Below are 21716 nucleotides of genomic sequence, written 5' to 3'. Positions count from 1 at the left end.
ACTTTAGCCAACAGAGTCTCGAACAAGCCGCCTCAGGGCGGTGTTTGTATTTGGACAAACACAATCATTAATGCCAGGGCACCCTCCAGTTCGATCTCCGCGCCATAGAACCGGCGACACTAGCGCGCTGACCCTGTCCGCCTTTCTTGTAGATTGATGCGAATGTGGCGCGGTATTAAGTAAGTTACTTCTGGCTGAGCAGAGTTGAGTACGATTCGGCCTCATTGCATCTCCCCTTATGCTCATTGATCCTTGTCAAGATTTGAGCGGGCAAGAAGTGGTACACTCAATGATAACTCAGGGGGGGATTCATGGAAGAGTTAATTGAAATCGGTAGATCCTTCGTCCAGGCCATGCGTGAGCGCAGGGGCTTTGGAAGTGTTGATGAAATGTATGCCGAAAACGCACAGTCGATAGAGGCAGTCGTGCCTCCGGCTCGACAATTCCGCGTTTCAAAGGGGCGAGAAGCCATCAAGGGAAAAAGAGAGGATTGGTTGACCTCGCACGAAATCCAGGAACTCGTCGTGGATGGTCCCTACGTCCACCCACCCAACCGCTTTGGAGTGCGTTTCAGGGCTGAAGTGATTCAGAAGTCTACGGGTGAGCGCATTTCGCTGCGCGAGATCGCTTTGTACTCGGTGGCGGACGGCAAGATTGTGCTGGAAGAGTTCTTCATGCTGCCGAAATAAACAGAGCGACTGACAACAAAATCTATTTGTTGGTTTAATCAGTGCGCACGGCTCTTGGGCGAAGTGAAATTCCGGACGGAGGTCGGGAATGCGACACAGAACAGTGGCATATTATGTAGGAGTTGATGCTGACGACGCGTCGATTTTGGAATGCGCTAAAACTGCCCGCATCCAAAACGGCCACTTGATTTGTGTATTGATTGCGGCTTTACCCAACCTGCCTTATCTAAACTATGGATCAAACAGGTTCGTTGAGGCGGGTCTCCCTTCAAACTGGTTGGATGTTCTAGACGAAAAAAATGCCGCCTTGAAGTCCCGCGCCACCGAAGTTGAAGCGCTTCTGGCCGCGCGGGGTGTATCGGCAAATATAAACGCCTTTATTGGATCTGGAACAGAGTTACAGCATCTTGTGGCAGGCCACGCCAAATGCTGTGATATCGCCTTTCTTGATGCTGAGTTGCGAAAAGATCCCGATTTGTTTCATAAGGTTGCGTACGGAGTATTGTTCCATTCACCGGTCGCCCTGATGATCAATGGAGACCCGTTTGCCCAACGTGAACGCATTGTTTTGGCATGGAATGATAGCCTGCCTGCGTCCAGGGCTGCGCATTTAGCTATACCCTTTTTTCTGACGGCCAAGGAAGTTGTGGTTGGGTGTTTTGATTTGCGGTCATCTGATGACGTCGAAGGCGAAGAGCCCGGAACTGACGTTGCTGGATGGCTCCGTCATCACGGTTGCAAAGTGACCGTGTCCCAGTTTCCATGTGGTGGGGACACGATCGAACACTGCATTCAGGATCGCGCAACAGAATTGGGGGCCGATCTCGTTGTTATGGGCGCTTATGGGCATTCCCATCTGCGTGAGTCACTCTTTGGTGGAACGACGCAAGCAATGTTGGAGCAGACAGGGTTGCCAGTGCTTTTCGGACACTGATGAAGTGAACCGGCGACTGTGATTTTCTGGCAAGTACGCGAGCAGCCAGCTGCTATTAGGATATCGCTTGAGATTGATGCTGATTGGCCCGGCCGTTTCCACCAAGGAAATCTATCACAATAGACGTTAATTCGTCCCAATCAGTAAACTCCCGCGCTCCATCTCGTGGATCGATTTTTCGACCCAGCAAGACGACGTGTTTTAGGATTTCCCTCTCAAAATATCCGTAGCTTTCGGGCCTCACCGCGCCTGCGATCAATGCCGTCGCATTTGGTTCCAAACCTGTTCGCATAAGCATTTCTTTGAGATAGTCGCGCGCTTCCTCTCGACCTGAAGCAAAAGCTGCCTTTAGACCGACGGAAAGCACGAGAGATTTTCGTTTCATTAAGGCATCTCTATTTGACGCGACATAAGCCTCAAAGGACTCGGGGTGCCTACGCTCGTGGACCGGAGCCAAGAGAATGACCTTGGCCACATCGTCAAGCGACACGTGGTCGTGCATTTCTTCAGTATTGATCAGCCGTGTGTTGAAGCCGGCTTCCTTCACGATATCGCCGATGAAACGCGCAATCTTTGCCGTCTGACCTTCGACTGTAGCGAAGGCGATGAGTACGGTCATTCCGATCCTCCCATAAATCGGTCTGAATAGATTTCCAATTATGAATAAGTGGTGTGTGTTGCCCTTGATCTCCATCAAAGGCGTTACTTGGGAGAGTTGCGGTGCGTCCTGTCTGTCCAAGCAGAGCTTGTTTTTAAGGAAATTCGTAACGGCATGCATCTGCAAGAAAATCTGCCTTTTTTCGACTGGCAATTACAAGGCTAGCCAAGGCCTAATGGTCTGTCTGGCTACCTTAAGGAAAAGGCCAAGACAGCGACAAAGATTGCAAAGTTGATAAACCACACTGCGAATTTCACCTGTTGGCGTGCGGGCAGGTTTCTAAGCAATCTAATCATAGTCGAACCTTTCAGACAAAATCCGATGGGGCGCGGTGCCCCGCGTGATCAGATGATCTTCGACGGCGTCCATCATGGCAGGCGGGCCGCAGAGAACAAAAAGCCAGCTTTCAAATTGTTCAGAAGACAAATTGCGGTCCAACAGGGGACCGTCGATTAAACCTGTTTCTCCTGACCAATCCTTTGGCGGTTCGGATAGAACAAATACTGTTTCTTCCTTGGACAACTCCCGAGGATAAACAATCTGCTCCTCCACGCGGTTGCCATAGATAAGCTTGAGATCCCGCTGTGTATCAGTCAACCGTACCTGTCGCGTGATGCTCAACATCGGCGCGATACCCACACCACCTGCGATCAGAACGATGCCTTTCTCAGGACGGTGGCTGATCGACAAATTTCCGTGTGGGGCATCCAGATAGACCGGGGTGCACGGAGCAATTTGTCCGAGACCGCATGTGAAATCCCCAAGTTCCTTAATCACAAAGGACACTTCGGGGCCTTCAGCTGGTGCTGAACTAATCGAGAATGGGTTTTCGTGCAGCGAGAAAGCACTGTGGCCGACATTTAGCCAAGCAAACTGCCCTGCTTCGAATGTTAGTCCGGTGTGACCATTGGGCTTGAGGCGCAACTCCCATTGCTTAGGTGTTAGCCGACACAGAGAAACAACGCGCCACGGCCTTTTCCTCTGACGCAAAGGGCGAACGAGATAGACATACAATAAAGTCCATGCTGCAATACTCGTCAGAGCAAGCCAGAGATACGTCATAAGCTGATGCCCACCGTAGCGCCCAGCATAGACCGTGTGGTGCAACAGCAGGCAGGCAATCACCAAGGCTCCCAGCCCGTGCAAGAGGCGCCATGTCTCGTACTTGTAATCAAGGGATTTACGGGCAAATGCCGAGGCGACCAGAATGAACAGTAAAAAATATGCGCCGATGCCCGACGCCAGGGCAGAAAAGTCAGTCGAAATCGTAAGTTGGTTTGTTTCATCCCACGGGCGGTGTCCGCCAGATGGCGTACCCTGGTACAGCAGCGGGTGTATTAGCGCAAAGCCAAGCGCTGTGCGCGCCATCATCTGATGCACCCGCATGGTCACATCCATACCCAGACCGGAAGAGATGAATCTGAACCGCCCAGACAGCAAGAACTCAACTAGTATTATTGAAAAAGCAAGCATTCCAAGCCCGGACGCGAGCTCTTGATGAAATGATCGCGGTTGCCATCCCAGAGACCAGGAAAACCCCAAGGGGGCCAAGATCAGCAAAACGTAGGTCAGCGCCAGATAAGGCCATTTCATACGGCTTTGCTCCAAATTTCTAAAGGTAAGCAACCCGGGCTCATTCAGATTAAACGCTAAGCTGACATGGGACTCCGATCAAGGCTACTGAGATTGGTCTGAATTGCAGCATAACAGGGCAAGTGTGTTTGCCGACGGTTCCCGTTTCTGTTCGTCCGGTTGGTACGTGCGATCTGGCTAAAGCTGAGGCTGCATGCTTGCGCAAGATCAAGGTCATTGACCGCCTTTCCTGTCATAATGTTGCGCGCGCGAAATCCGACCAAAGGAGGAGGCTCAAAAAATGCTAGAAGATAAAAAGTCCCCGCAACTTTTCACTGGAACGCATCCGCTCTCCGACAATTTTCGACGTGAAATGGAAACCCTGATGTCGCGGTTTTTTGGGGGAGGATCACCTTTCCTACCAAGGGAAACGGCTGCGCAACGCACGGGTTTTCCGTCTCTTGATATGACAGGCGCGATTTCTCCGGCAATCGATGTCCAAGAGACGGATTCTGCGATAGTCCTTACGGCTGAATTGCCGGGGCTCGAAGAGGATGATGTAGAAATTGAAATCAAGGATCGCAGGCTAATCCTGCGCGGTCAGAAGAAGATTGCTCATGACGAAACGGGCGATCTGCGTGTCAGCGAAAGAAGCTACGGCAGCTTTTCCAGAGCCATGTCGCTGCCAGATACTGTGGAAGTCGACAAGGTTTCAGCAACATTCGACAAGGGCGTTTTGCGTATTCAAATGCCGAAGACTGAACCTCAGGATCCAAGCCGTAAGATCAAGGTATCGTCGAAATAGACAGACTGTTGGCGCGATACGGTGCTTGCAAATGCCAAAGCAGAGGGCCGATCATGGATCGGCCTTCTTCGGACTGCGGTCTGATAGATGTGTTGGGTTGAATCCGGTAGACATCGCAGGTGCTTGTTTAAATGTGCTTTTTTGTACATTCGCGTCAAACCATAGGTTTGGTGTTGCGGCGTGATAGAATGCCCCCACGCGTTTGGATAGGGGGCCACAATGCGCAAACCAGAAGTGAGCGACATGACACCCTCAGTGAATGGTGGTGAAGGTGAGGTGCGGGCCTTTCTGGAGAGCCTTACAGGTCCATCGCGCGGAAACGTGAACTGGCTTGTCGACAATGCCCTTACTGTCTCTGTTGGTGATGGCAGGGTGTTAAGCATTCGACCTAAAGATGACCTGCCTCCCCATGACAACGATATTGCCACACTACAGTGGGCTGACGGCGGTTACACAATAGCCGCATCGGTTGGGCGCAATGTATGGGTAAACGGGCAAAAAGCCTCTGCGGCGCCTCTTAGGCATGGTGACATGATCGAGTTCGGCGAAAAGGGCCCCATGTCTCGATACAGATTGTGCGATCACTCATTTCCCGCACACCACACAGTCGAAGATATCCTCAGCGACGCATATGCTTACACCCGAACGAGCCGTCGACCCTTCGCCAAAAAGATGTCTGGTGCCTTGCGCGATAGTGGGCGGCGGCTTGCCTCTCAAACCACGATACTGTTCAGGATCACGGTTCTTGCAACGCTTCTTGTGATCGCGGGGTTTGGGTACCTGCTTTACCAAAACGACCGGCGCTTGGCGGATAGTATCGAACAGGAGTCCCGCAAGATCGAAGCGGTCGCGGTTATGCTTGCCCAGACGCGAGAAGATGCACTTACGCCTGATGACTTGGTTTCGTTGCGTGACGCTTTTGAGAACCAGGTTCTGTCGACCGAGCGGCGTCTTGGAACCTTGGAGCAACGGGCAGGGGCACCCACGCGAGTGATAGCTGCCTCCACTCGATCTGTCGCTTTCCTTCAGGGAGCTTATGGATTGCGCCACGTGGAAAGCGGGAAGATATTACGGCACGTTTTGGGACCGAACGGAGAAAACCTGAAAACCCCGTTTGGTCAGCCTTGGATCGAACCGGACGGGACCGGCGAACCCGCAGAGTTTCAGTTCACCGGAACGGGGTTTTTGATCGCTGGGGTTCCGTTGATGGCGACCAACCGCCATGTCGCTTTGCCCTGGACCTCGGGGAACCGAGAAAAAGCGCTGAGCGACGCTGGTCTTGAGCCAGAGATGTTAAGGCTGCTGGCCTATTTGCCTGATCAGACGGAACCAATAGAGGCGCGGCTGCTCCGGTTCAGCGAAGCGGCAGACTTGGCGATTTTGGAAGTTGAGCCAAGCCGCGTTCAGGAGCTTGGAATTCCGTTAGCGGATACCAAGTCGCGCGTAGGTGAAGAGCTTTATCTGTTGGGATACCCAACGGGTTTGAAAGCATTGATCGCGCAGGCTGGTCCGGGCTTTTTAGAGGGATTGGAGGCAGACGGTACGTTGAACTTTTGGTCGATAGCGTCCCGGCTTTCCACACAAAGCAAGATTCATCCGCTAGCAAGCCGGGGGATCGTTGCGCGGACAAGTGAGAGCGCCATCGTTTATGACGCTGAGACCACGACCGGTGGGAGCGGAGGACCAGTATTGAATCGGCGGGGCGAGGTCGTTGCCATCAATGCTGCGATCCTGCCCGAGTTCGGTGGTTCAAACATCGGCGTCCCGGTCTCACATCTCAGAGTTCTGCTGCGAGAGGTGGAAAGCCAGTAATCATTCGCTCGTTCGGAAGCGTGAGTTTTGAACGAAGAACACAGTAGCGAGTGGAACGATCACTGAGATCATGGCCACGCAGATCAGCAGGTATCCAAGTTGACTGTAGTCTGCGTTGGAAGTGACCGCACCGGTTTCTGGATTTGTGACAGCGCGAGTCACAACGAATGTTTGGTTGAGGTATTTGGTGCTGAGGCTGCTGGCCGACAATGCCATGTTGGTAAACGATGCCATCACCGCAAAGAAGGTCGCTTTCAACTGAACAGGGGCATTGCGTGCAATCCAGGCCAACATCGGGACCATGGCAATCTGCCCAAGCGGCGATTCAACAGCTGTATCAAGAATGGCAATGAACCTTGCATCGACAACTCCGCCGGTACGCGCTGCAGTCCATTCATGCACGCCGTAATATAAGGCGAGGTTGGGCATGGCAAGAACGCCCGCGGCGATCGTTAACAATACCACCACATGCGCAATAGAGCGATTGGCCATAAATGGCCGGAGAACGATCAACCCCAACAACGCCAGCAGCGAAGTTAATAGTGCCAGGATTGCCAGGAACTGTTCATCGAACCCCAGTTCATCGATTTCAAACCAAGTCAGGCCAGGCCCCGGCAGAGGAACGGCACGGAATACGAAAATGATTGTCGCTGTCCCGATCAGGGCTTTGGCTTGGGTTGGTTCCAGCTCTTTCAGCAGACGCGACATGAGGTACAGGATCACCGTCAGGGAAACTGCAAAAACAGTCTCTTGCGCAAATTCGAAATCTGCGGTCCCCAGCACGATGCTAAGCAAAACGAATGCAAAGCCGCCCAGCAAAATGGACCATTTAACTTCGGTGACTTCATCCGGTGTGTGGGGCGGATGACCCTGCCTGGCAAGTTGACGCTGGATCAAGCTGTGAAGAACGACCCCGCTGACCGACAACACCGGGATGGCCAGAGCTATCAGGTACACTTGGCCATAAAGCACAAGGCGTTCCGATTTTTGCAGATCTTCAGTTCCGGAGAAAATCCAGATGTTCACAGCCGCAACCGCCGCAAACCCGGAAATGATCGAAACTCTGCCCAAGGTTTGCATTGTCGTGTGCTGTGCACGGGTTTCTTCAGGTGTAAACGGGAGGCCGTGCTGGTTAACCCTGGGGACCGCTTCGACCGTCATGGCGTCCGCAACTACGTCTTGAATGGCATAGCCCGAAGGCGCCAACAGCAGGGCTAGGACATACCAGTCTTCCAACGGCATGAAATTGGACATCACAGCAGGCGCGGTCACGAGGCCGTACATTGTGAGCAAAGACAACGTGATCAGGGATGCGCCAAACAGGATCAGCAGGGACTTCCAGCGCCAAAACAGGTCCACGACATGACCAAGCGGCATTTTGAGTATCCACGGGATACCAGCCCAAAACGCGAGTCCTGCAACGAAAGAGGCGGATAAATCGAGATAGTCTTTTAGGAAAAAAGCGCCGACGACCGAGGTCAGGCCGGACACGCCGGCCGCGAAATAGACCATCAATGGCGGCAAATAGGACCAACGCAGCTGCTGAACCAGATCCACAAAGGTTCTATGCCACCAGCCCGAGAGTTTTGATCCTATGGAAGTTTGGTCAGTCGTCATATGCCGTGGTAGCTCTTGGAAGCCTTTGGGTCGTTGCATTTAGTTAGAGAAATCCAGATCCGAAAAGCAATGCACTGGTGATCACGCCAAGGATCGGTACCACAAAAGGAACGCGGAAGTGCTTGGTGGCCTCATCCGGCTGCATCTTCAGCAGGATCAGCGAAATGTTGACGAGCACAAAGACGCCCAGAACGATCTGGGATGTGCGCTCTGCCAAAGTACCAATCGGTATAGTTTGGGTCAGCAGAACGATGATCACCACGACCAGCAAAGTAGCAACGACTGGTGTCTGCGTTGCTTTCGGGACAATCGCCAGAACCTTCGGCAGATGGTCACGGTCAGCTAGTCCGTAGATCACCCGCGAGGCCATAATCATTTGGATCAGTACGCCATTGACCGTCGCTACAATCGCGACCGCGGAAAAGCCCTGTTTAATCATCTCAGGGGCGTTTGAAAACACAAGCGCGAGGGGTGCTGCGGACGTCGAAAGAACATCAATCGGAACAACAAGTAGGACCGTCATTGAAGTTCCCAGATACAACACGGTTGCCAGAACGAGCGTTAGCAAAATCGCTTTTGGGATGGTGTGCACTGGGTCTTTCACCTCTTCCGCGACATTGGCCATGTCCTCGAAGCCAACAAATGCAAAGAAGGCGAGAAGTGATGCCGCGAAAATGCCTCTCCACGCGTCGAGTTCCAGCGGCGGAAGCATCGAACTGATCTCGTATCCCTGCGGATCCTGAATCGACATGCCCCAGCCGATCACAAAGAGAAGACCTGCGATTTCGATGATCGTGATGACAGCCGCAACAAAGACCGACTCAGTGATCCCCCAAAGCGCGATTAGACCCATGATCAAAACGACGCTGATGGTCAATACAGGGACCGCAAAACCGGTCAAAGCATGAAGGTATGATGCTGCGCCAATTGCAACGGCAGAGGCGGAGATAACGCCAGAGGCTGCCACCGCAAGCCCAACGAAAACCGCCATCCATCTTTTCTGAAATCCCGCTTCAACATAGGCCGCTTCACCTGCGCTCACAGGAAATCGAGTTGCGAGTTCTGCATAGGAAAGCGCGGTGAGTGATACGACGAGGGCGGCCACAATGAACGACAGCGCCGCAAACGGTCCGGCGATGTCTGCTGTTGCACCGACTAAAACGTAAATGCCCGCTCCGACCGTTACCCCAAGGCCATAAAGCGTGAGCAACGGGGTAGTAAGGGCTCGTCTGAGTTTCTGTTCATTTGGATCAACAGAGTTCATAAGTGATTTCCGCCAACTGCCCATTCCGAACGTCGTCAGTAGCGTCCTTCTCTTTTTGCCTCGATTGGCGCAGCGGCTTAGACCTATGGTCAAAGCCGCACCGAATGCCTTGTGTCTCAACGTCTGGGCGCATTGGGCACCAATCAACTAACTGGGGGGCTCGCCATCACTCCTGCCGAGCCCCCGTGGGTGGAACCTCCACTCCTTCAAAATTCCGTTCACCTTTGTGTTTACTTGGGGACAGGAGGGTGAACGTAGAGTATGTTGAAACATTCGAATTTCACTATGTAAATCGTATTGGTGCTTTGATCTATGTCAATCAACTCGCGGCTTCGGGTCTGCGAGGCTGAACGCAAACCAACTATCGTTTGTCGTCGGACTTAAAGGCAAAGCAAACATGTTAGGTGGTGTGAGATTTAGGGTGGAAGGCAATTCGTGATGCTCTGGAACCTGTTACCAGCCCTGGGTGGCATCGGCCTATTCCTTATCGGCATGCTGTTGATGACGGACGGTTTGAAGGCTTTGGCAGGGGCGCGACTGCGGGATATTTTGGGCCGGTTCACGTCGACACCGTTTACCGGGGCCGTAACAGGCGCGGTCACGACAGCTGCAATCCAATCTTCCAGTGCGACCACCGTTGCGGCCGTTGGATTTGTCGCGTCTGGTCTGCTCACGTTTCCCCAAGCGCTTGGGATCATCTTTGGGGCCAATATCGGAACGACCATGACAGGTTGGCTTGTCGCGCTTTTGGGGTTCAAGCTGGACTTGGGGCAAGTGATGTTGCCCGTTGTTTTTGTTGGGGCTTTGCTGGCGCTTTCGGGAAGGAAAGCGGTTGCCGGCTTTGGGCTGGCGTTGGCCGGATTCAGCTTGATTTTCATTGGGATCGAGCAACTCAAATCCGGGCTTGACGCCTTTCGCGGCGTAGTTACCCCTGCCGATTTTCCACCTGATACGCTGCTGGGCAGGCTGAAGCTTGTATTGATCGGTGTCGTTATCACCATGGTGACGCAGTCTTCGAGTGCTGGCGTTGCAACGGCATTGGCTGCATTGAGCGCCGGTGCCGTGAACTTCCCTCAAGCGGCGGCTCTGGTCATTGGAATGGACGTGGGGACAACTTTCACCGCTGTTCTGGCCACCTTGGGTGGGGGCACGATGGCGCGCCGCACCGGTTTTGCTCATGTGATCTACAATGTGATGACAGGGGCAATGGCATTTTTCCTGCTGGGGCCGTTTACTGCGGTCTTTGTAAGCGGGTCGGAGGCTGGAAACTCTCTGACTGCGCTTGTCGCGTTCCATAGCTTCTTCAACGCCATAGGCGTGGCGCTGATCTTACCATTCGCGAAGCCCTTCGCCAGATTTGTCGAGGCGCTCGTACCCGACAAAGGGGCTGAGTTAACGAGACCTCTGGATCCTCTCGTCCTCGGGATGCCGGAAATAGCGGTGGATGCAGCAAAAGCCGCAGTCGAACAAATTGTAAGGGCCGAAGTGGCGCACCTGCGGTCATGTATCGGGGCATCTCAGCCAAGCGGACCCGACTATGGGCGGGACAGCATCGAGACTGCTGTATCGGAAGCGCGCTCGTACCTAGACAAGATTGAATTGCCCAGCCGGTCCGACGCAGAGATATCCAGCATCAAGGGTATGTACCATGTGCTCGACCATCTTGACCGGCTGCTTTACCGGTGCAGCCAAGATGATCGGATAAGCGAGTTACCAAAAGACCGGCGTTTGAAACGGCTTGCTTCGGTGATGATTGCATCAACTGATGGTTACTTGGAAGTCGACAATCCATTGCAGTGTGAAAGTTCGCTGAACCGCGTTCGCCGTTTTCTGCGGCGACAGAGGAAACTTCGTAGAGACTTGCTCATCTCCGACGCTGCGACTGACAGTCTGCCGGATGAAGTGGTCTGGGCTCGCTTGGATGCCCTCAGATGGTTGCATCGTGTGTCTTATCACCTCTGGCGAATTCGCTGGCACATGAACGCATTGGAAGGAGTGCCGTCTGGGCGCAAGGGTGGTGAGGTCACTGACGGCATGGCGTAGTTGGAGGCTGGCCTTGATTAGATTTGGCACGTGCTCAAGCGCTATTCGACCTAAACGCCAATCTTCGTGCTGAAGGGAGCAACATGAGCAAGGTCAAAGAAGTTTCTTAAGGATGCGCATTAATAAGATCTGCATCCGGGGTAGCTAATTGGAGGAGCGTATGCAGATTGTTCGCGGGATTTTACTGGCACTGTTCGTCACGGGGCCCGTACTAGCGCAGGAGGTCAGCGTCGATGAGGGACGTGATTTGTACCGGACGTATTGCTGGCAATGTCACGGTTTCGAAGCAACCGGAGACGGGCCAATGGCGGAAATGCTGGCTATTCGAACACCTGACCTCACCAAATTGGCAGGCGAAAACGACGGTGTGTTTCCGATAGATCGCATAGCTGAACAGATTGACGGCCGTTCGCAATTGCTCGCCCATGGGGGCGAAATGCCAATCTTTGGAGCGGTGTTTGAGACAGACCAACAAATCGCGGTGGCTTTGCCAAGTGGGCAACCAATGATGGTAGGCTTGCCGTTGGCGAATTTGCTCGCCTTTTTGGAATCGATTCAGGCTGAATAGCCACGGGCCAATCTGCTAATCTGTATCAGCCGTGCGTCTGATTGACATGAGAGTCAGTGGCGGCCCCAACACTTCGAAGGCCACAGTGCTGGCAATAGTAAAGGCCATGATGGACGCGGCCCAATTCGGAAATTGCTCTCCGGCGACAAGAGCCATTCCGACCGCAACACCGGCCTGTGGTAACAAAGCGGGGCCGAACCAAGCGGTTTGACAGTGAGGCAGGCCGCCCAGTCTCGCTCCGCAATACCCTCCAACAAGACGGGCCACGGCGCGCAAGATCAGGAAAAGTGCACCAGCCCAGCCCATCAAGCCGAAGGCTTCGATATCCAACGTGGCACCCGCCAACAGGAAGAAAAGGATCATGAATGGCCACTGGATGTGCTCGATCTCATGAAAAGCACGGTCATGATGGCGGGCAAGATTCCCGATAGCTGCGCCCGCAACCATGCCTGCTACCAAGAATGAAACCTCCAGCCAAAGCGCGAGGCCCGCTGTCAGAAAGACTATACCCACTGCTTCTGCCTGCATCGGCTCTCCCGGTTTCAAGCGGCCGGTCAGGTAAGCGGATGGCACGCCTAGTGCGGCACCCAACAAAATAGCCCCTCCGAAATCCCACATCGCTGTGGTCGTGACTGTGGCCCAACCATCCGAATGACCGGCCAGAACTAAGGCGATGCTGAAAACGATCAGACCCCAAGCGTCATCAATTGCGACGACGCCCTTTAATGTCTCGGTGAAGCTGTTGGACACCCCAGATTGATTGATCACGTCTGTCATGGCGGCCGGAGCTGTAGCCGTAGCAATTGCCGCCAGCACCAACGCCAACCCGAAGGGCACGCCAATTGCGGTCAGTCCAGCAGACACAATAGCAAGGGTTGCAACCACGATTGAAATTGAAATCGTAAGGATGGCTCGACCATGCCTAACCAGGTTCTCGCGGGTCAAAGAACCTCCAAGAAGAAACGCGACCATCGTCAAGGCCACAATGGAAATCTCGTCGAACCACATTGCAACTTCTAGTGGGATCAAACCAATTCCGGCGTTCCCTGCGATCAGACCGAGGAAAAGTAAGGTTGTAACACGAGGAAGATGCGTGGCCCGGCCAAGTTGGTCAGCCGCCAATCCGGCAAGGAAGAGGATGCCAAGGGTAATCAAAAAGCCGGCAATGTGCATAGAAAACCAAGCGTTAAGTTCTTGTCTAGACTACTCTAACTCCAACACTGCCTGCTAGGAACCGGTGTCGGAGAGAATGCAAATTCCACTCGCAGCCTAAGCTGAAGATGCTAAAAATAGGGATATTGATCTGTATTAAGGCGAAAGCGCGCAGCAGGTGGCACAATAGCTCATTCAGGAAACGAGGAGGAATTTTCGATGCCGACAAAGAAATCTAGCACAAATAGCCCGACCTCACTTGTGGATGTTTTCAAGCAAATGCAGCCGCCCATGTCTGGCAATCCGGCCTTCGGCGCCCAGATCGAACAATTTTGGGACGCGCAAGAAAAATTGCTCGAAGAAACAGAGGCCTTTGCGCAGCATTGGTTCGAACGGCGTCACGAGGCGGTTCGGACGGCTCTACAAGCTGCACGCAAAGTGTCTTCTGCGAACCCGTCCGATCCAACGAAAGCGCTCCAGAGTATGACGGAATGGCAGCGCCATTCGGCTGAGCGGTTGGTTGCTGACGCGCAGGAATGGTTCGAAACCGTGTCCCGTTGTGCATCTTATGTCACTGAAACCGAAGTTGCAGCTGTTGAGAAAACAGTTGGTGATGTTGCAGCCGCTACAAAGAGCGCGGGGAAATCTTCAAAGTCCGAGCCTGTTTAGGGTTCGTGCTGCCGAAAAACCAAACTGAAATCATCGGAGCAGTAGATAGGAGGTCAAATGTACAAGAACATCCTGATCCCGGTTGCTCTTGACCAAGAACACGATACACAAGCGTCGTTTGAAGCCGCGCGCCAATTGGCTGATGCGGAAGCTGTATTCACCGTGATACACGTCCAAGAACCAATTCCGGCGTATGTGGGGTCTCAGATTCCCAGCGAGGTACTTGCCAATACGCGGCATGAAATCCTGGAAAACCTGCATCAGACTGCTTCTGAAATTCCGGGCGCGAAGGCTCGGCTTATCTCTGGGCACGCGGGCAGGGCTATTGTCGACTTCGCAAATGAGAACGAGTCGGATTGCATCGTCTTGGCTTCGCACAAGCCTAGTTTTGAGGACATATTTTTAGGTTCCACTGCGAACAGAGTCGTGCATCACGCCAGGTGCTCGGTTCATGTAATTCGTTGAGCCAGTGTTAGCGGTGTGGCTTCCTTTTTGAGTGGCCCGTGAGCCAAACCAGATCGAGAGAATTGACCGCTGAGCCAAAGAACCCTTGGACTGCAGCTGACCTGCGGTTTCGAATTTATTGGAATGTTGGATTACTTTATTGTGCAGAGCAGTTGCTGGTCGGTCGCTTGGAGGCTTTCGACACTTGAGTTGCCTCGGAGCCTCAGTTTGTGTTTCGAGACGTAGTCTACTTTCCTTTTCTTCGAAGGACGGTTGTTCGATGAAGGCCAAATCCTGCTCCCGCAACCAATAATCCCAGGCAGATAGCAAAGCTCTAGCGCCGCCTTCGGGCAGTGTTTCTATTTGTGCGATCACAACTGGAAGCACTGTGAATGCAAACAGGAGCGAACTCACACTGAGGCGAACGCCGCAACAAACTCGTTGTTGCCATTGATTTTTGACGGTGCCTTGTTGGCCGGACATGATCCCCAAACGCTCCTATCGCCTTTCCCTGTCTGACACGCTATTCTGCGGTGCAGAATGGCTGTTGGAGGCTTGATCTATGGGTGGTCGTATAATCTGTGTGGCGCAGCAAAAGGGCGGGGCGGGGAAGACGACGCTTGTCTCGAACTTGGCAATCGCCTTCCTGCAAGAAGGGAAAAGCGTCGCGCTTGTGGATACCGATCCGCAGGGAAGTCTTGGAAAATGGCTGGACGTGCGCGAAGAAACGTTTGGCGAGAACGCAGACCTTCGGTTTTCGACGGCGACCGCATATGGAATTTCACGGGCAATTCGTGGCGTCGGCGGGGATGCTGATATCGTGCTTGTCGATACGCCGCCCAAAGCCGACAGTGACGTCCGGTGGGTCCTGCGCGAGTCTGACCTTGTGTTGGTGCCGGTCTCGGCCAGTCAGGCAGATGTTTGGGCAACTCATGATATTCTGGATCTGGCTGATCGTATCGGGAAGCCGACGCAAATCGTTTTGAATCGAACCCGGGCCGGCACTCGCGTCGGCGAAGATGTTGCGAAATCCCTTAGCGAGATTGGCGCGGCGCAGTTTCAATCCTCATTGGCTAACAGGGTGATATATGCAGAAGCTTTAGGTCAAGGGCTGGGTGTGCTTGAGGCGAAGCGCGCCAGTTCCGCTGCAGAAGAGGTGCGCGCGCTTGCCGATGAAGTCGCGGGGCTTTTGAATGGCTGACCCCTGAAAGCCGCTCACTTGGAATTTTGCGGTCTTGGATCGTCTGTGGCAGAGAGCGTGAATGAACGAAAAATCACCCAATCTGTTTTCGACGGTTTCAAGTGACTTTATCGCCGACTGGCTGTCGGCGTTGGAGCCACTTTGCACGGTTTCACATTTTGGGTCGTTATTGGAACGGTCCGAACTGCCGTTGGCGGGCGATACGCGTCAGGACCGGGTAACACTGGATCAGATTGTCGACCTGTATCAGCTGGCGGCTGTTGAAACCGGAGACGAGATGATGGGTCTTTGGTCGCGGCCGATTAGACCCAGAGCCTTGCAGCACTTGCTGACGTCTGTTCGCGAAGCGACGTCATTGTCATCGGCGCTCTATCGGTTCTCAACCTTCTGGAACCTGTTACTGGACGACTATCAGTTCAAATTGACCGAGGCCGATCAAGCCGTCGAACTGGCGCTTATGCCTGTGCACGAGGTCGAGGCCCAGCGGTTTGGTCATATGTTGATCCTAAAGCTGGCCCACGGCCTAATGTCCTGGCTGGCCCGAGGCGAAGTGCCTGTCAAAGCCGTGGGGTTTTCGTTCGACCGTCCGGTCTTTGACGAGGATTATTCGGTTATCTTTCCTGCGCCGGTATATTTCGCTCAGCCGGCCTCCTTCATTTCTTTTGACGCAAGTGTATTGGGTCCGATTCATGCCCGCCAGACGAGCGACCTAGACCTGTTTCTGGAAAACGCGCCAAGAGATTGGATATTCACGCGATCAAGTGAACACACCCAGTCTCTGCGGGTGCGCAGTTTCCTAACCAAAACGGGGTGGGATCACGCGAACCTGTCGGCGGCTGCGAAAGCAATGAATATGACACCGCGTACCTTGATGCGCCGATTGGAATCAGACGGCACATCCTTTCAGGCGATCAAAGACGCACTGCGCCGGGACATTGCCATTGGGCACCTTCAGGCAGGGCGCAAAAGCGTTGAGGCGATCGCTCAGGATCTTGGGTTTTCGTCGTCGGCCAGCTTTCACAAAGCGTTCCAAAGATGGACAGGGGCTGCTCCGAGTGCCTACAGGCGGTCGCCGATTGGATCTCGATGATTTTGTCACTTTTGGACAATTGCCTGTCGCCTCATGAGATAGCGAGCATCCTGACGCGCGGATAGAACCTTTAAAAATAACTGAAACGTTCAGTGTGCCGAATTCGCTTGTTTCTAGGGTGGTCAGTGGGTTGACGATTTCGGGCAACATTGCTTGTGAAAGGACTTCCAATGTCAGAAAAACTCGCCACAATTCTCGAGGCCGCGCGCCAGCATGCCGAGGATGTCATTGCACTCAACGTGGATGCATGGAACGCGTCACGAACCTGGCCTCGTGACGCATCGGACAAGGCGGGTGCTGTCGGGTTGACGGGCCTGTACGCTCCTGAGGAGTGGGGCGGTCAGGGTCTTCCTCTGTCAGAAGGCATTCAGGTCTACGAACAACTGGGGCTTGGCGATGGCGCCTATGCTTTTGCATTGTCCATGCATAACATCTGCACTTTCGCCGGATGTGGTTACGGGACCGATGCATTCAAGGAAAAATGGGCACGTGATCTGACCTCTGGTCGCAAATTGGCGAACTTCGCGTTGACCGAGCCTCAATCCGGGTCTGACCCCATGAAGATGTACACCCGAGCGACCATCAACGGGGACGGTACGTGGACGATCAGCGGTGCCAAGGCATGGGTCAGCCTGGCGACTGAGGCGGATGTATACTTCACTGTCGTCAAGACAAGCGACGCGCCGGGCCACAAGGACATGGCGATGATCGCGATTCCCGCTGACGCACCGGGTGTCAGCTTCGGGCCATTGTACGACACACCCTCTTACGGTTTCCTCCCGATTGGTGAAATGTATCTCGACAAGGTTGTTGTCAGCGAAGACAACATCATTTTGCCGGTTGGTCAGGGACTTCAAGGATCATTGATGGCGATCGATATCGCGCGGGTTTCGATTGCTTCGGGGTGTTGCGGGCTGATGCAGGCGGCGTTGGATACCGCGCTGTCCTATTCGAAAAACCGCAAGATGTTTGGCGGAACAAACCTTCAGCTGGACGGAATTCAGTGGATGCTGGGTGAGGTCGCGACCGAGCTTGAAGTCTCGAAGCTGCTGTACCGCAAAGCGGCAGAAGCGCTGGGAACGCCCGAAGGCCCGTTGATGGCAGCCCATGCCAAACGGTTCGTGCCGGATGCGGCGGTCAAGGCGGCCAATACCTGTACACAGGTTCTTGGTGGAATGGGCCTGCTGCAACCCTACGGGCTTGATCGCTTGTCACGTCTGGCGCAGATGCTGCGTATTGTGGACGGAACGACCGAGATCAGCCGGGTTGTGATCGGCCGGGCGCTGCAGAAACGCGCTGCTGGTCTGCCTGATCTTCCGGTGCCTCAAGGGTTCGGAGAAACTGACGACGCCAGCCCATCCGTTGCGGCCGAATAAGTCAGATGCGGCGTGCCTGCCGGCACAAGACTCCAAAGCCCAGCTTTCGAAAGAAGGCTGGGTTTCTTGCTTGAGCGTAAGTCCGGGTCGGATCAATCTCTTGGTTTGCGCGACACTTTTTTAAGGCTCGCGGGGACTGCTGCGCTCACTTAGCCATCACCATTGTTTAGGTGCCTTGGGTTTAGAATGCGAAGAGGTGACGAACGCGTCGCGGACTTCCCCAGTGGAATTGCTGATTTGAGGTCACGTCCGCGTCGCGCTGGGTTTGCATAGGATTTTGCGCCTCGATAGCAGAGTTACTGACATTAACAAAGTTTAACTCTCCGCCAGACATTCGTTAATCGGGCCAACCTTTATCGACTGTGTACCCCGCAACATCACCTTAATGATAAAGGAGGAGAAGATGGACTACGCACAGACAGCCAGCCCTCGGAAGGGTTTGTTTTTTAGCTTGTTTTCGAACTATGCAGAAGCGCGCGTCGAACAATTTCGCCGCAAAATTTATGGCAATACAGTCCGCGTTTTGGAGAAGCTGAGCGATCAACAGCTGGAGGACATCGGAATCCCCCGGAGCGAGATAAAGCAGCGCGCGTATCAAAGCGTCTATCACCAGATGCCGTATGACCACCGCGTGCAATAAGCGTCGCATTGTTGAAACTGGATTTGAAGGTGGAGGGATATGATGCTTGATACACATACTTGCTCGGGCGCAACCCCAAGCACGAGCGCTTTGGTGCTGTTTGACCGGGCAATGAAAATCCATGCTATCCGCGCCGATATCGTTCGAGCCGCGCAAGAACTGAACTGCCTGAGTGATCGTCAGCTTTCTGAGATGGGGATCAATCGCACGGATATAGACGAGATGATCGCAAGGTATATCTGAGATGCCTGCCCCATCCCTTGCCGACAAAGATGTAGGACGCGAGAGAACCATAAAAGCCGCTCTGAGGGTTTCAGAACGGCTTTTATTCGCATGAAGGTTTGTGGTGTGGTCAGGCCTGGTGATCGACCACTTGCAGATGTTGGGCCAGCTTGTCGATTTCGGCCATCCAGGCTTGCACCAGTTTCGGATCGCTGGGGGCGGCATGCACTCCGGCGGGGATCGCGCGGTTCAGAACCGCCTCAACTGCCAAGGATACCGGGATCGAGACCAGACGCGCCATCGCCGTGCCTCGCGCGTCACCCCATGCATCCATGACATAGGTTTTGTGCCAGGTCTCGACGCCTTCTTTCTCGGCTTTAAGGCCCACGCACAGAACAACGCGGTCGGGCTCGCCTTCATCATAGGCGTTCTCATCCCAGAACTGGTCCGACATCTCTTTCAGACGCGCGTCGCCTTCGGGGCCGGACAGGGTTTCGATCTCGGTGAACACGTCCGACCATGCGTCGGCCCAGCCGTTCAGGCGCAGGGTGCCGCGGACGAATTCCTTGACTGGCCAGTGATCCTCGAACTGGTATTCGGCCATGAAGGGGATCGAGTCGCGGTTTGGGTAAACCTCAAAGCTTTCGGGTGTGGGCAGCGGCGCGACATAGCTGGTGATCGCGTCCCACGGGCGGGCCACATCCAGCGGCGCGTAGTCCCGGATGGATTTTGAGGGCGACCGCAGGGCTTTCAGAACGCCCAGAGGCGACCAGCTGAACTTGTAGCGGAACGGGTTGGGGTTTTTCGGGATGCCACCGCAATAGGAGATAAAGCTCAGGTGGTTTTGCGCATCGAACGCGTCGGACGCGCGATAATCGGCCACCAAGGCGTGCGCCATCAGGTGGTCGATGCCCGGGTCCAGCCCAACCTCATTGACCAACGCGACGCCCGCTTCGCGGGCTTTGTCATCCAGCGCGCGCATTTCAGGGGCGATGTAGGACGAAGACACGAAGTTCGCGCGCTTCGAGATCGCAAGTTCCGCCAGCGGCACGTGCCAGTCGCCCGGCAGCATCGAGACGATCACGTCGCCCTGTTCCAGCACCGCGCCCAAGGCGTCGATGTCAAAGGCGCGGATGTCGTCGGTCAGGTCTCCAACCTCGGCGCGGGCCTTGTCGATGGTCCGGTTCCAGACAGTGACCTTTTGACCGCCTTCGATCAGGCGGCGCAGGCCGGGGATGGCCGACAGGCCGGTGCCACACCAGTGAATTGTCATCGCTCAGATCCCTTCAATATGGGTTTTGTAAGTTGTCTCAGCCTGGCCCCAGACGCCGCTGTTCAGATCGGTCAGGGTCAGCAGGGAGGGCAGCAGTTGTGCGGCATAGTCCTCCGAGCTTTCGACGGGCAGCATCGACGGCAGGTTGTCGATGGCCATTACGTCCATCACCGGATCGTTTGCCACGCGCAGGGCGGGCGCGTCCCATGTGGTGGCGCGATCATAGACCGGCACGGGGTTGTAATCGCTGTCGGGGTCGCAGGCCACGTCTCCGATGGCAGTCAGGTTGCGCGGTGCGTTCAGCGCATCGCGCGGGACAAAGACCGGCGTGCCGGGGCGCGCGAAGATGCAGTTCAGGAACAGATCATGGTCAAGGATCTCGGGGAAAGGCCCGCCGCTGGCGGTCTCGGCCATGTCCCATTTGGTGACGGAAACGCCCATCGCCTCGCACATATCCGCGGCACCTGTGCCCACGCGGCCCAAAGCACCGATAACGATGGCGCGAGGGCGGGTGCCGGTGGCGTCCAACTCGGCCAGCAACTCGGCGTTCAGCACGTCTTTGTTCGGGTACACCCCGACCGGAGGGCATTCCTGCCCGCGCTGCTGCGCGACCCATGTTTTCAGCGTCACCGCCGCGCCTGCGTATCCGGCCCAATAGCCAAAGGCGGCGACCCGGCGGCCGTCTTCGCCCACCAGATATTCCAGATCGTAGAGCGTGCCGCCCCCGGCTTTGAACCGCTCTAACAAAGCGCGCCCGGAATGCTGCCCCTTATAGGCATGGCCGAACATGATATGACGATGCGGCAAGGGCGTGCCGTCCTCGGGCAGTTCCTTGAGGCCAAAGATGATCGCATCCAGCGGGGCCTCGGGCCACGCATTCTCGGCTACGATCTCACACCCTCCGTCTTTGTACCCCTGCAGCGGAATGGCGCGCACGGAACTTTCCTCGATCGTCACGCGGATGCCTGCGACGATCAGGGCGGCGGCACCTTCGGGGGTCAACCCTACCCGTTCCTCGTTCGGGCGCTGTTCTGCCCGGACCCAGAGATGTGTCATGTCAGTTCCTTATGTTCAGAGCATTTCGGCGGCGCGTACGGCCTGAACCGAGGCCCGTGCCTCCATCGCTTCGCGGAACGCGATAATCTTGGGAAAGGCTGCGACGTCAACGCCGTCACCTTCCAGCCAGCTGCAAACCACATAGAGGTAAGCGTCCGCCAGCGAGACCTCATCCCCCAATACAAACGGGCCGCGCAGCCCGTTCGAGCAGATATAGTCGCAGGACGCGGTCATCGTCTGCGCGACCTTGCCCTGCATATCCTGCCAACTGGATTTTTTGTCGGCCCAACGCTCCCCGCGCATTTTATGGGCGTGGTTCACGTGCATGGTCGAGGCAAGGTAATACATCACCTCGCGCATCCGCGCGGCCATGATCGGGTCGGACGGCTCCAGCCTGGCCTGCGGTGCAACCGCCGCGATGTAATCCAGCAGCGCGCCGGTCTCGGTCAGAATGCCGCCATCCACCACCAACGCGGGCACGCGGCCCTTGGGGTTGATCTGTTTGTAGGCAGGTTTGGTCTGCTCACCGCCCGCAAAGTCCAGCTTGATCGCCTCGTACTCCAGCCCGGCTTCTTCCAAAGCGATGGCCACAGCGACCGAAATCGTGCGGGGGGCGTAATAAAGCTGCATT

21 protein-coding genes are annotated in these 21716 nt (G+C 54.9%); 13 read left to right on the top strand and 8 right to left on the bottom strand.

Features of this window, described 5'->3' with window-relative positions:
* Positions 1-311: 311 nt before the first annotated feature.
* Both ABWV79_RS19990 and ABWV79_RS19985 read left to right on the top strand, forming a co-directional pair.
* Entirely contained in the window at positions 312-689 is a 378-nt protein-coding gene (locus tag ABWV79_RS19990) for a SnoaL-like domain-containing protein (RefSeq protein ID WP_353394259.1), read from the top strand.
* 88 nt (positions 690-777) lie between these two features.
* The gene (locus tag ABWV79_RS19985; RefSeq protein WP_353394257.1) at positions 778-1623 is read left to right on the top strand and encodes a universal stress protein; all 846 of its coding nucleotides are present in this window, start codon (positions 778-780) and stop codon (positions 1621-1623) included.
* A 55-nt stretch (positions 1624-1678) separates the two neighbouring features.
* Here ABWV79_RS19985 and ABWV79_RS19980 read toward each other — a convergent pair whose 3' ends face one another.
* Positions 1679-2242, bottom strand: coding sequence for a flavodoxin domain-containing protein (locus tag ABWV79_RS19980; RefSeq protein ID WP_353394254.1), 564 nt, complete (start codon positions 2240-2242; stop codon positions 1679-1681).
* A gap of 327 nt (positions 2243-2569) precedes the next feature.
* Entirely contained in the window at positions 2570-3754 is a 1185-nt protein-coding gene (locus ABWV79_RS19975) for a ferredoxin reductase family protein (protein ID WP_353394268.1), read from the bottom strand.
* 400 nt (positions 3755-4154) lie between these two features.
* On the opposite strand from ABWV79_RS19975, the gene ABWV79_RS19970 reads away from it, so the two are divergent.
* Entirely contained in the window at positions 4155-4658 is a 504-nt protein-coding gene (locus ABWV79_RS19970; protein ID WP_353394252.1) for an Hsp20/alpha crystallin family protein, read from the top strand.
* 219 nt (positions 4659-4877) lie between these two features.
* Entirely contained in the window at positions 4878-6470 is a 1593-nt protein-coding gene (locus ABWV79_RS19965) for a trypsin-like peptidase domain-containing protein (RefSeq protein ID WP_353394250.1), read from the top strand.
* On the opposite strand, the gene ABWV79_RS19960 is transcribed toward ABWV79_RS19965, so the two are convergent.
* Both ABWV79_RS19960 and ABWV79_RS19955 read right to left on the bottom strand, forming a co-directional pair.
* Positions 6471-8087 carry an MFS transporter gene (locus ABWV79_RS19960; RefSeq protein ID WP_353394249.1) on the bottom strand — a complete coding sequence of 539 codons (1617 nt, stop codon included), beginning with the start codon at positions 8085-8087 and terminating at the stop codon, positions 6471-6473.
* Between the two features lie 43 nt (positions 8088-8130).
* Positions 8131-9351: an APC family permease gene (locus ABWV79_RS19955; RefSeq protein ID WP_353394247.1), complete on the bottom strand. Its 1221-nt coding sequence runs from the start codon at positions 9349-9351 to the stop codon at positions 8131-8133.
* A 438-nt stretch (positions 9352-9789) separates the two neighbouring features.
* Between ABWV79_RS19955 and ABWV79_RS19950 the strand changes: the two genes are divergently transcribed.
* Together ABWV79_RS19950 and ABWV79_RS19945 are read left to right on the top strand one after the other, a co-directional pair.
* Entirely contained in the window at positions 9790-11394 is a 1605-nt protein-coding gene (locus tag ABWV79_RS19950) for a Na/Pi cotransporter family protein (protein ID WP_353394245.1), read from the top strand.
* Between the two features lie 160 nt (positions 11395-11554).
* The gene (locus tag ABWV79_RS19945) at positions 11555-11962 is read left to right on the top strand and encodes a c-type cytochrome (protein WP_353394243.1); all 408 of its coding nucleotides are present in this window, start codon (positions 11555-11557) and stop codon (positions 11960-11962) included.
* Between the two features lie 15 nt (positions 11963-11977).
* On the opposite strand, the gene ABWV79_RS19940 is transcribed toward ABWV79_RS19945, so the two are convergent.
* The gene (locus ABWV79_RS19940) at positions 11978-13135 is read right to left on the bottom strand and encodes a cation:proton antiporter (RefSeq protein ID WP_353394241.1); all 1158 of its coding nucleotides are present in this window, start codon (positions 13133-13135) and stop codon (positions 11978-11980) included.
* 198 nt (positions 13136-13333) lie between these two features.
* On the opposite strand from ABWV79_RS19940, the gene ABWV79_RS19935 reads away from it, so the two are divergent.
* The 7 genes from ABWV79_RS19935 (at position 13334) to ABWV79_RS19905 (ending at position 18777) form a co-directional block, all read left to right on the top strand.
* A complete protein-coding gene (locus ABWV79_RS19935) occupies positions 13334-13783 on the top strand; it encodes a phasin family protein (protein ID WP_170355497.1) in 450 nt (149 codons plus the stop codon).
* Between the two features lie 57 nt (positions 13784-13840).
* Positions 13841-14248, top strand: a complete 408-nt coding sequence (locus ABWV79_RS19930; protein WP_353394238.1) for a universal stress protein — start codon at positions 13841-13843, stop codon at positions 14246-14248.
* 541 nt (positions 14249-14789) lie between these two features.
* Positions 14790-15428: a ParA family partition ATPase gene (gene parA / locus ABWV79_RS19925; RefSeq protein ID WP_170355495.1), complete on the top strand. Its 639-nt coding sequence runs from the start codon at positions 14790-14792 to the stop codon at positions 15426-15428.
* A gap of 61 nt (positions 15429-15489) precedes the next feature.
* The gene (locus ABWV79_RS19920; RefSeq protein ID WP_353394235.1) at positions 15490-16518 is read left to right on the top strand and encodes an AraC family transcriptional regulator; all 1029 of its coding nucleotides are present in this window, start codon (positions 15490-15492) and stop codon (positions 16516-16518) included.
* Between the two features lie 170 nt (positions 16519-16688).
* Entirely contained in the window at positions 16689-17894 is a 1206-nt protein-coding gene (locus ABWV79_RS19915) for an acyl-CoA dehydrogenase family protein (protein ID WP_353394233.1), read from the top strand.
* Between the two features lie 403 nt (positions 17895-18297).
* Complete coding sequence (locus ABWV79_RS19910; RefSeq protein ID WP_170355492.1) at positions 18298-18534, top strand: DUF1127 domain-containing protein; 237 nt, start codon at positions 18298-18300, stop codon at positions 18532-18534.
* 39 nt (positions 18535-18573) lie between these two features.
* The gene (locus ABWV79_RS19905; protein WP_170625461.1) at positions 18574-18777 is read left to right on the top strand and encodes a DUF1127 domain-containing protein; all 204 of its coding nucleotides are present in this window, start codon (positions 18574-18576) and stop codon (positions 18775-18777) included.
* Between the two features lie 109 nt (positions 18778-18886).
* On the opposite strand, the gene ABWV79_RS19900 is transcribed toward ABWV79_RS19905, so the two are convergent.
* The 3 genes from ABWV79_RS19900 to ABWV79_RS19890 are packed head-to-tail and all read right to left on the bottom strand — an operon-like array spanning position 18887 to position 21715.
* A complete protein-coding gene (locus tag ABWV79_RS19900) occupies positions 18887-20029 on the bottom strand; it encodes a saccharopine dehydrogenase family protein (protein ID WP_353394230.1) in 1143 nt (380 codons plus the stop codon).
* A gap of 3 nt (positions 20030-20032) precedes the next feature.
* Positions 20033-21085: a saccharopine dehydrogenase gene (locus ABWV79_RS19895; RefSeq protein ID WP_353394227.1), complete on the bottom strand. Its 1053-nt coding sequence runs from the start codon at positions 21083-21085 to the stop codon at positions 20033-20035.
* A gap of 15 nt (positions 21086-21100) precedes the next feature.
* Positions 21101-21715 carry a glutathione S-transferase family protein gene (locus ABWV79_RS19890; RefSeq protein WP_353394225.1) on the bottom strand — a complete coding sequence of 205 codons (615 nt, stop codon included), beginning with the start codon at positions 21713-21715 and terminating at the stop codon, positions 21101-21103.
* Position 21716: the final 1 nt, after the last annotated feature.

It is taken from the genome of Ruegeria sp. HU-ET01832 (assembly GCF_040371315.1).
GTDB classification, from domain to species: Bacteria; Pseudomonadota; Alphaproteobacteria; order Rhodobacterales; family Rhodobacteraceae; genus Ruegeria; species Ruegeria lacuscaerulensis_A.
This window is presented reverse-complemented; position numbering and strand designations above follow the sequence as displayed.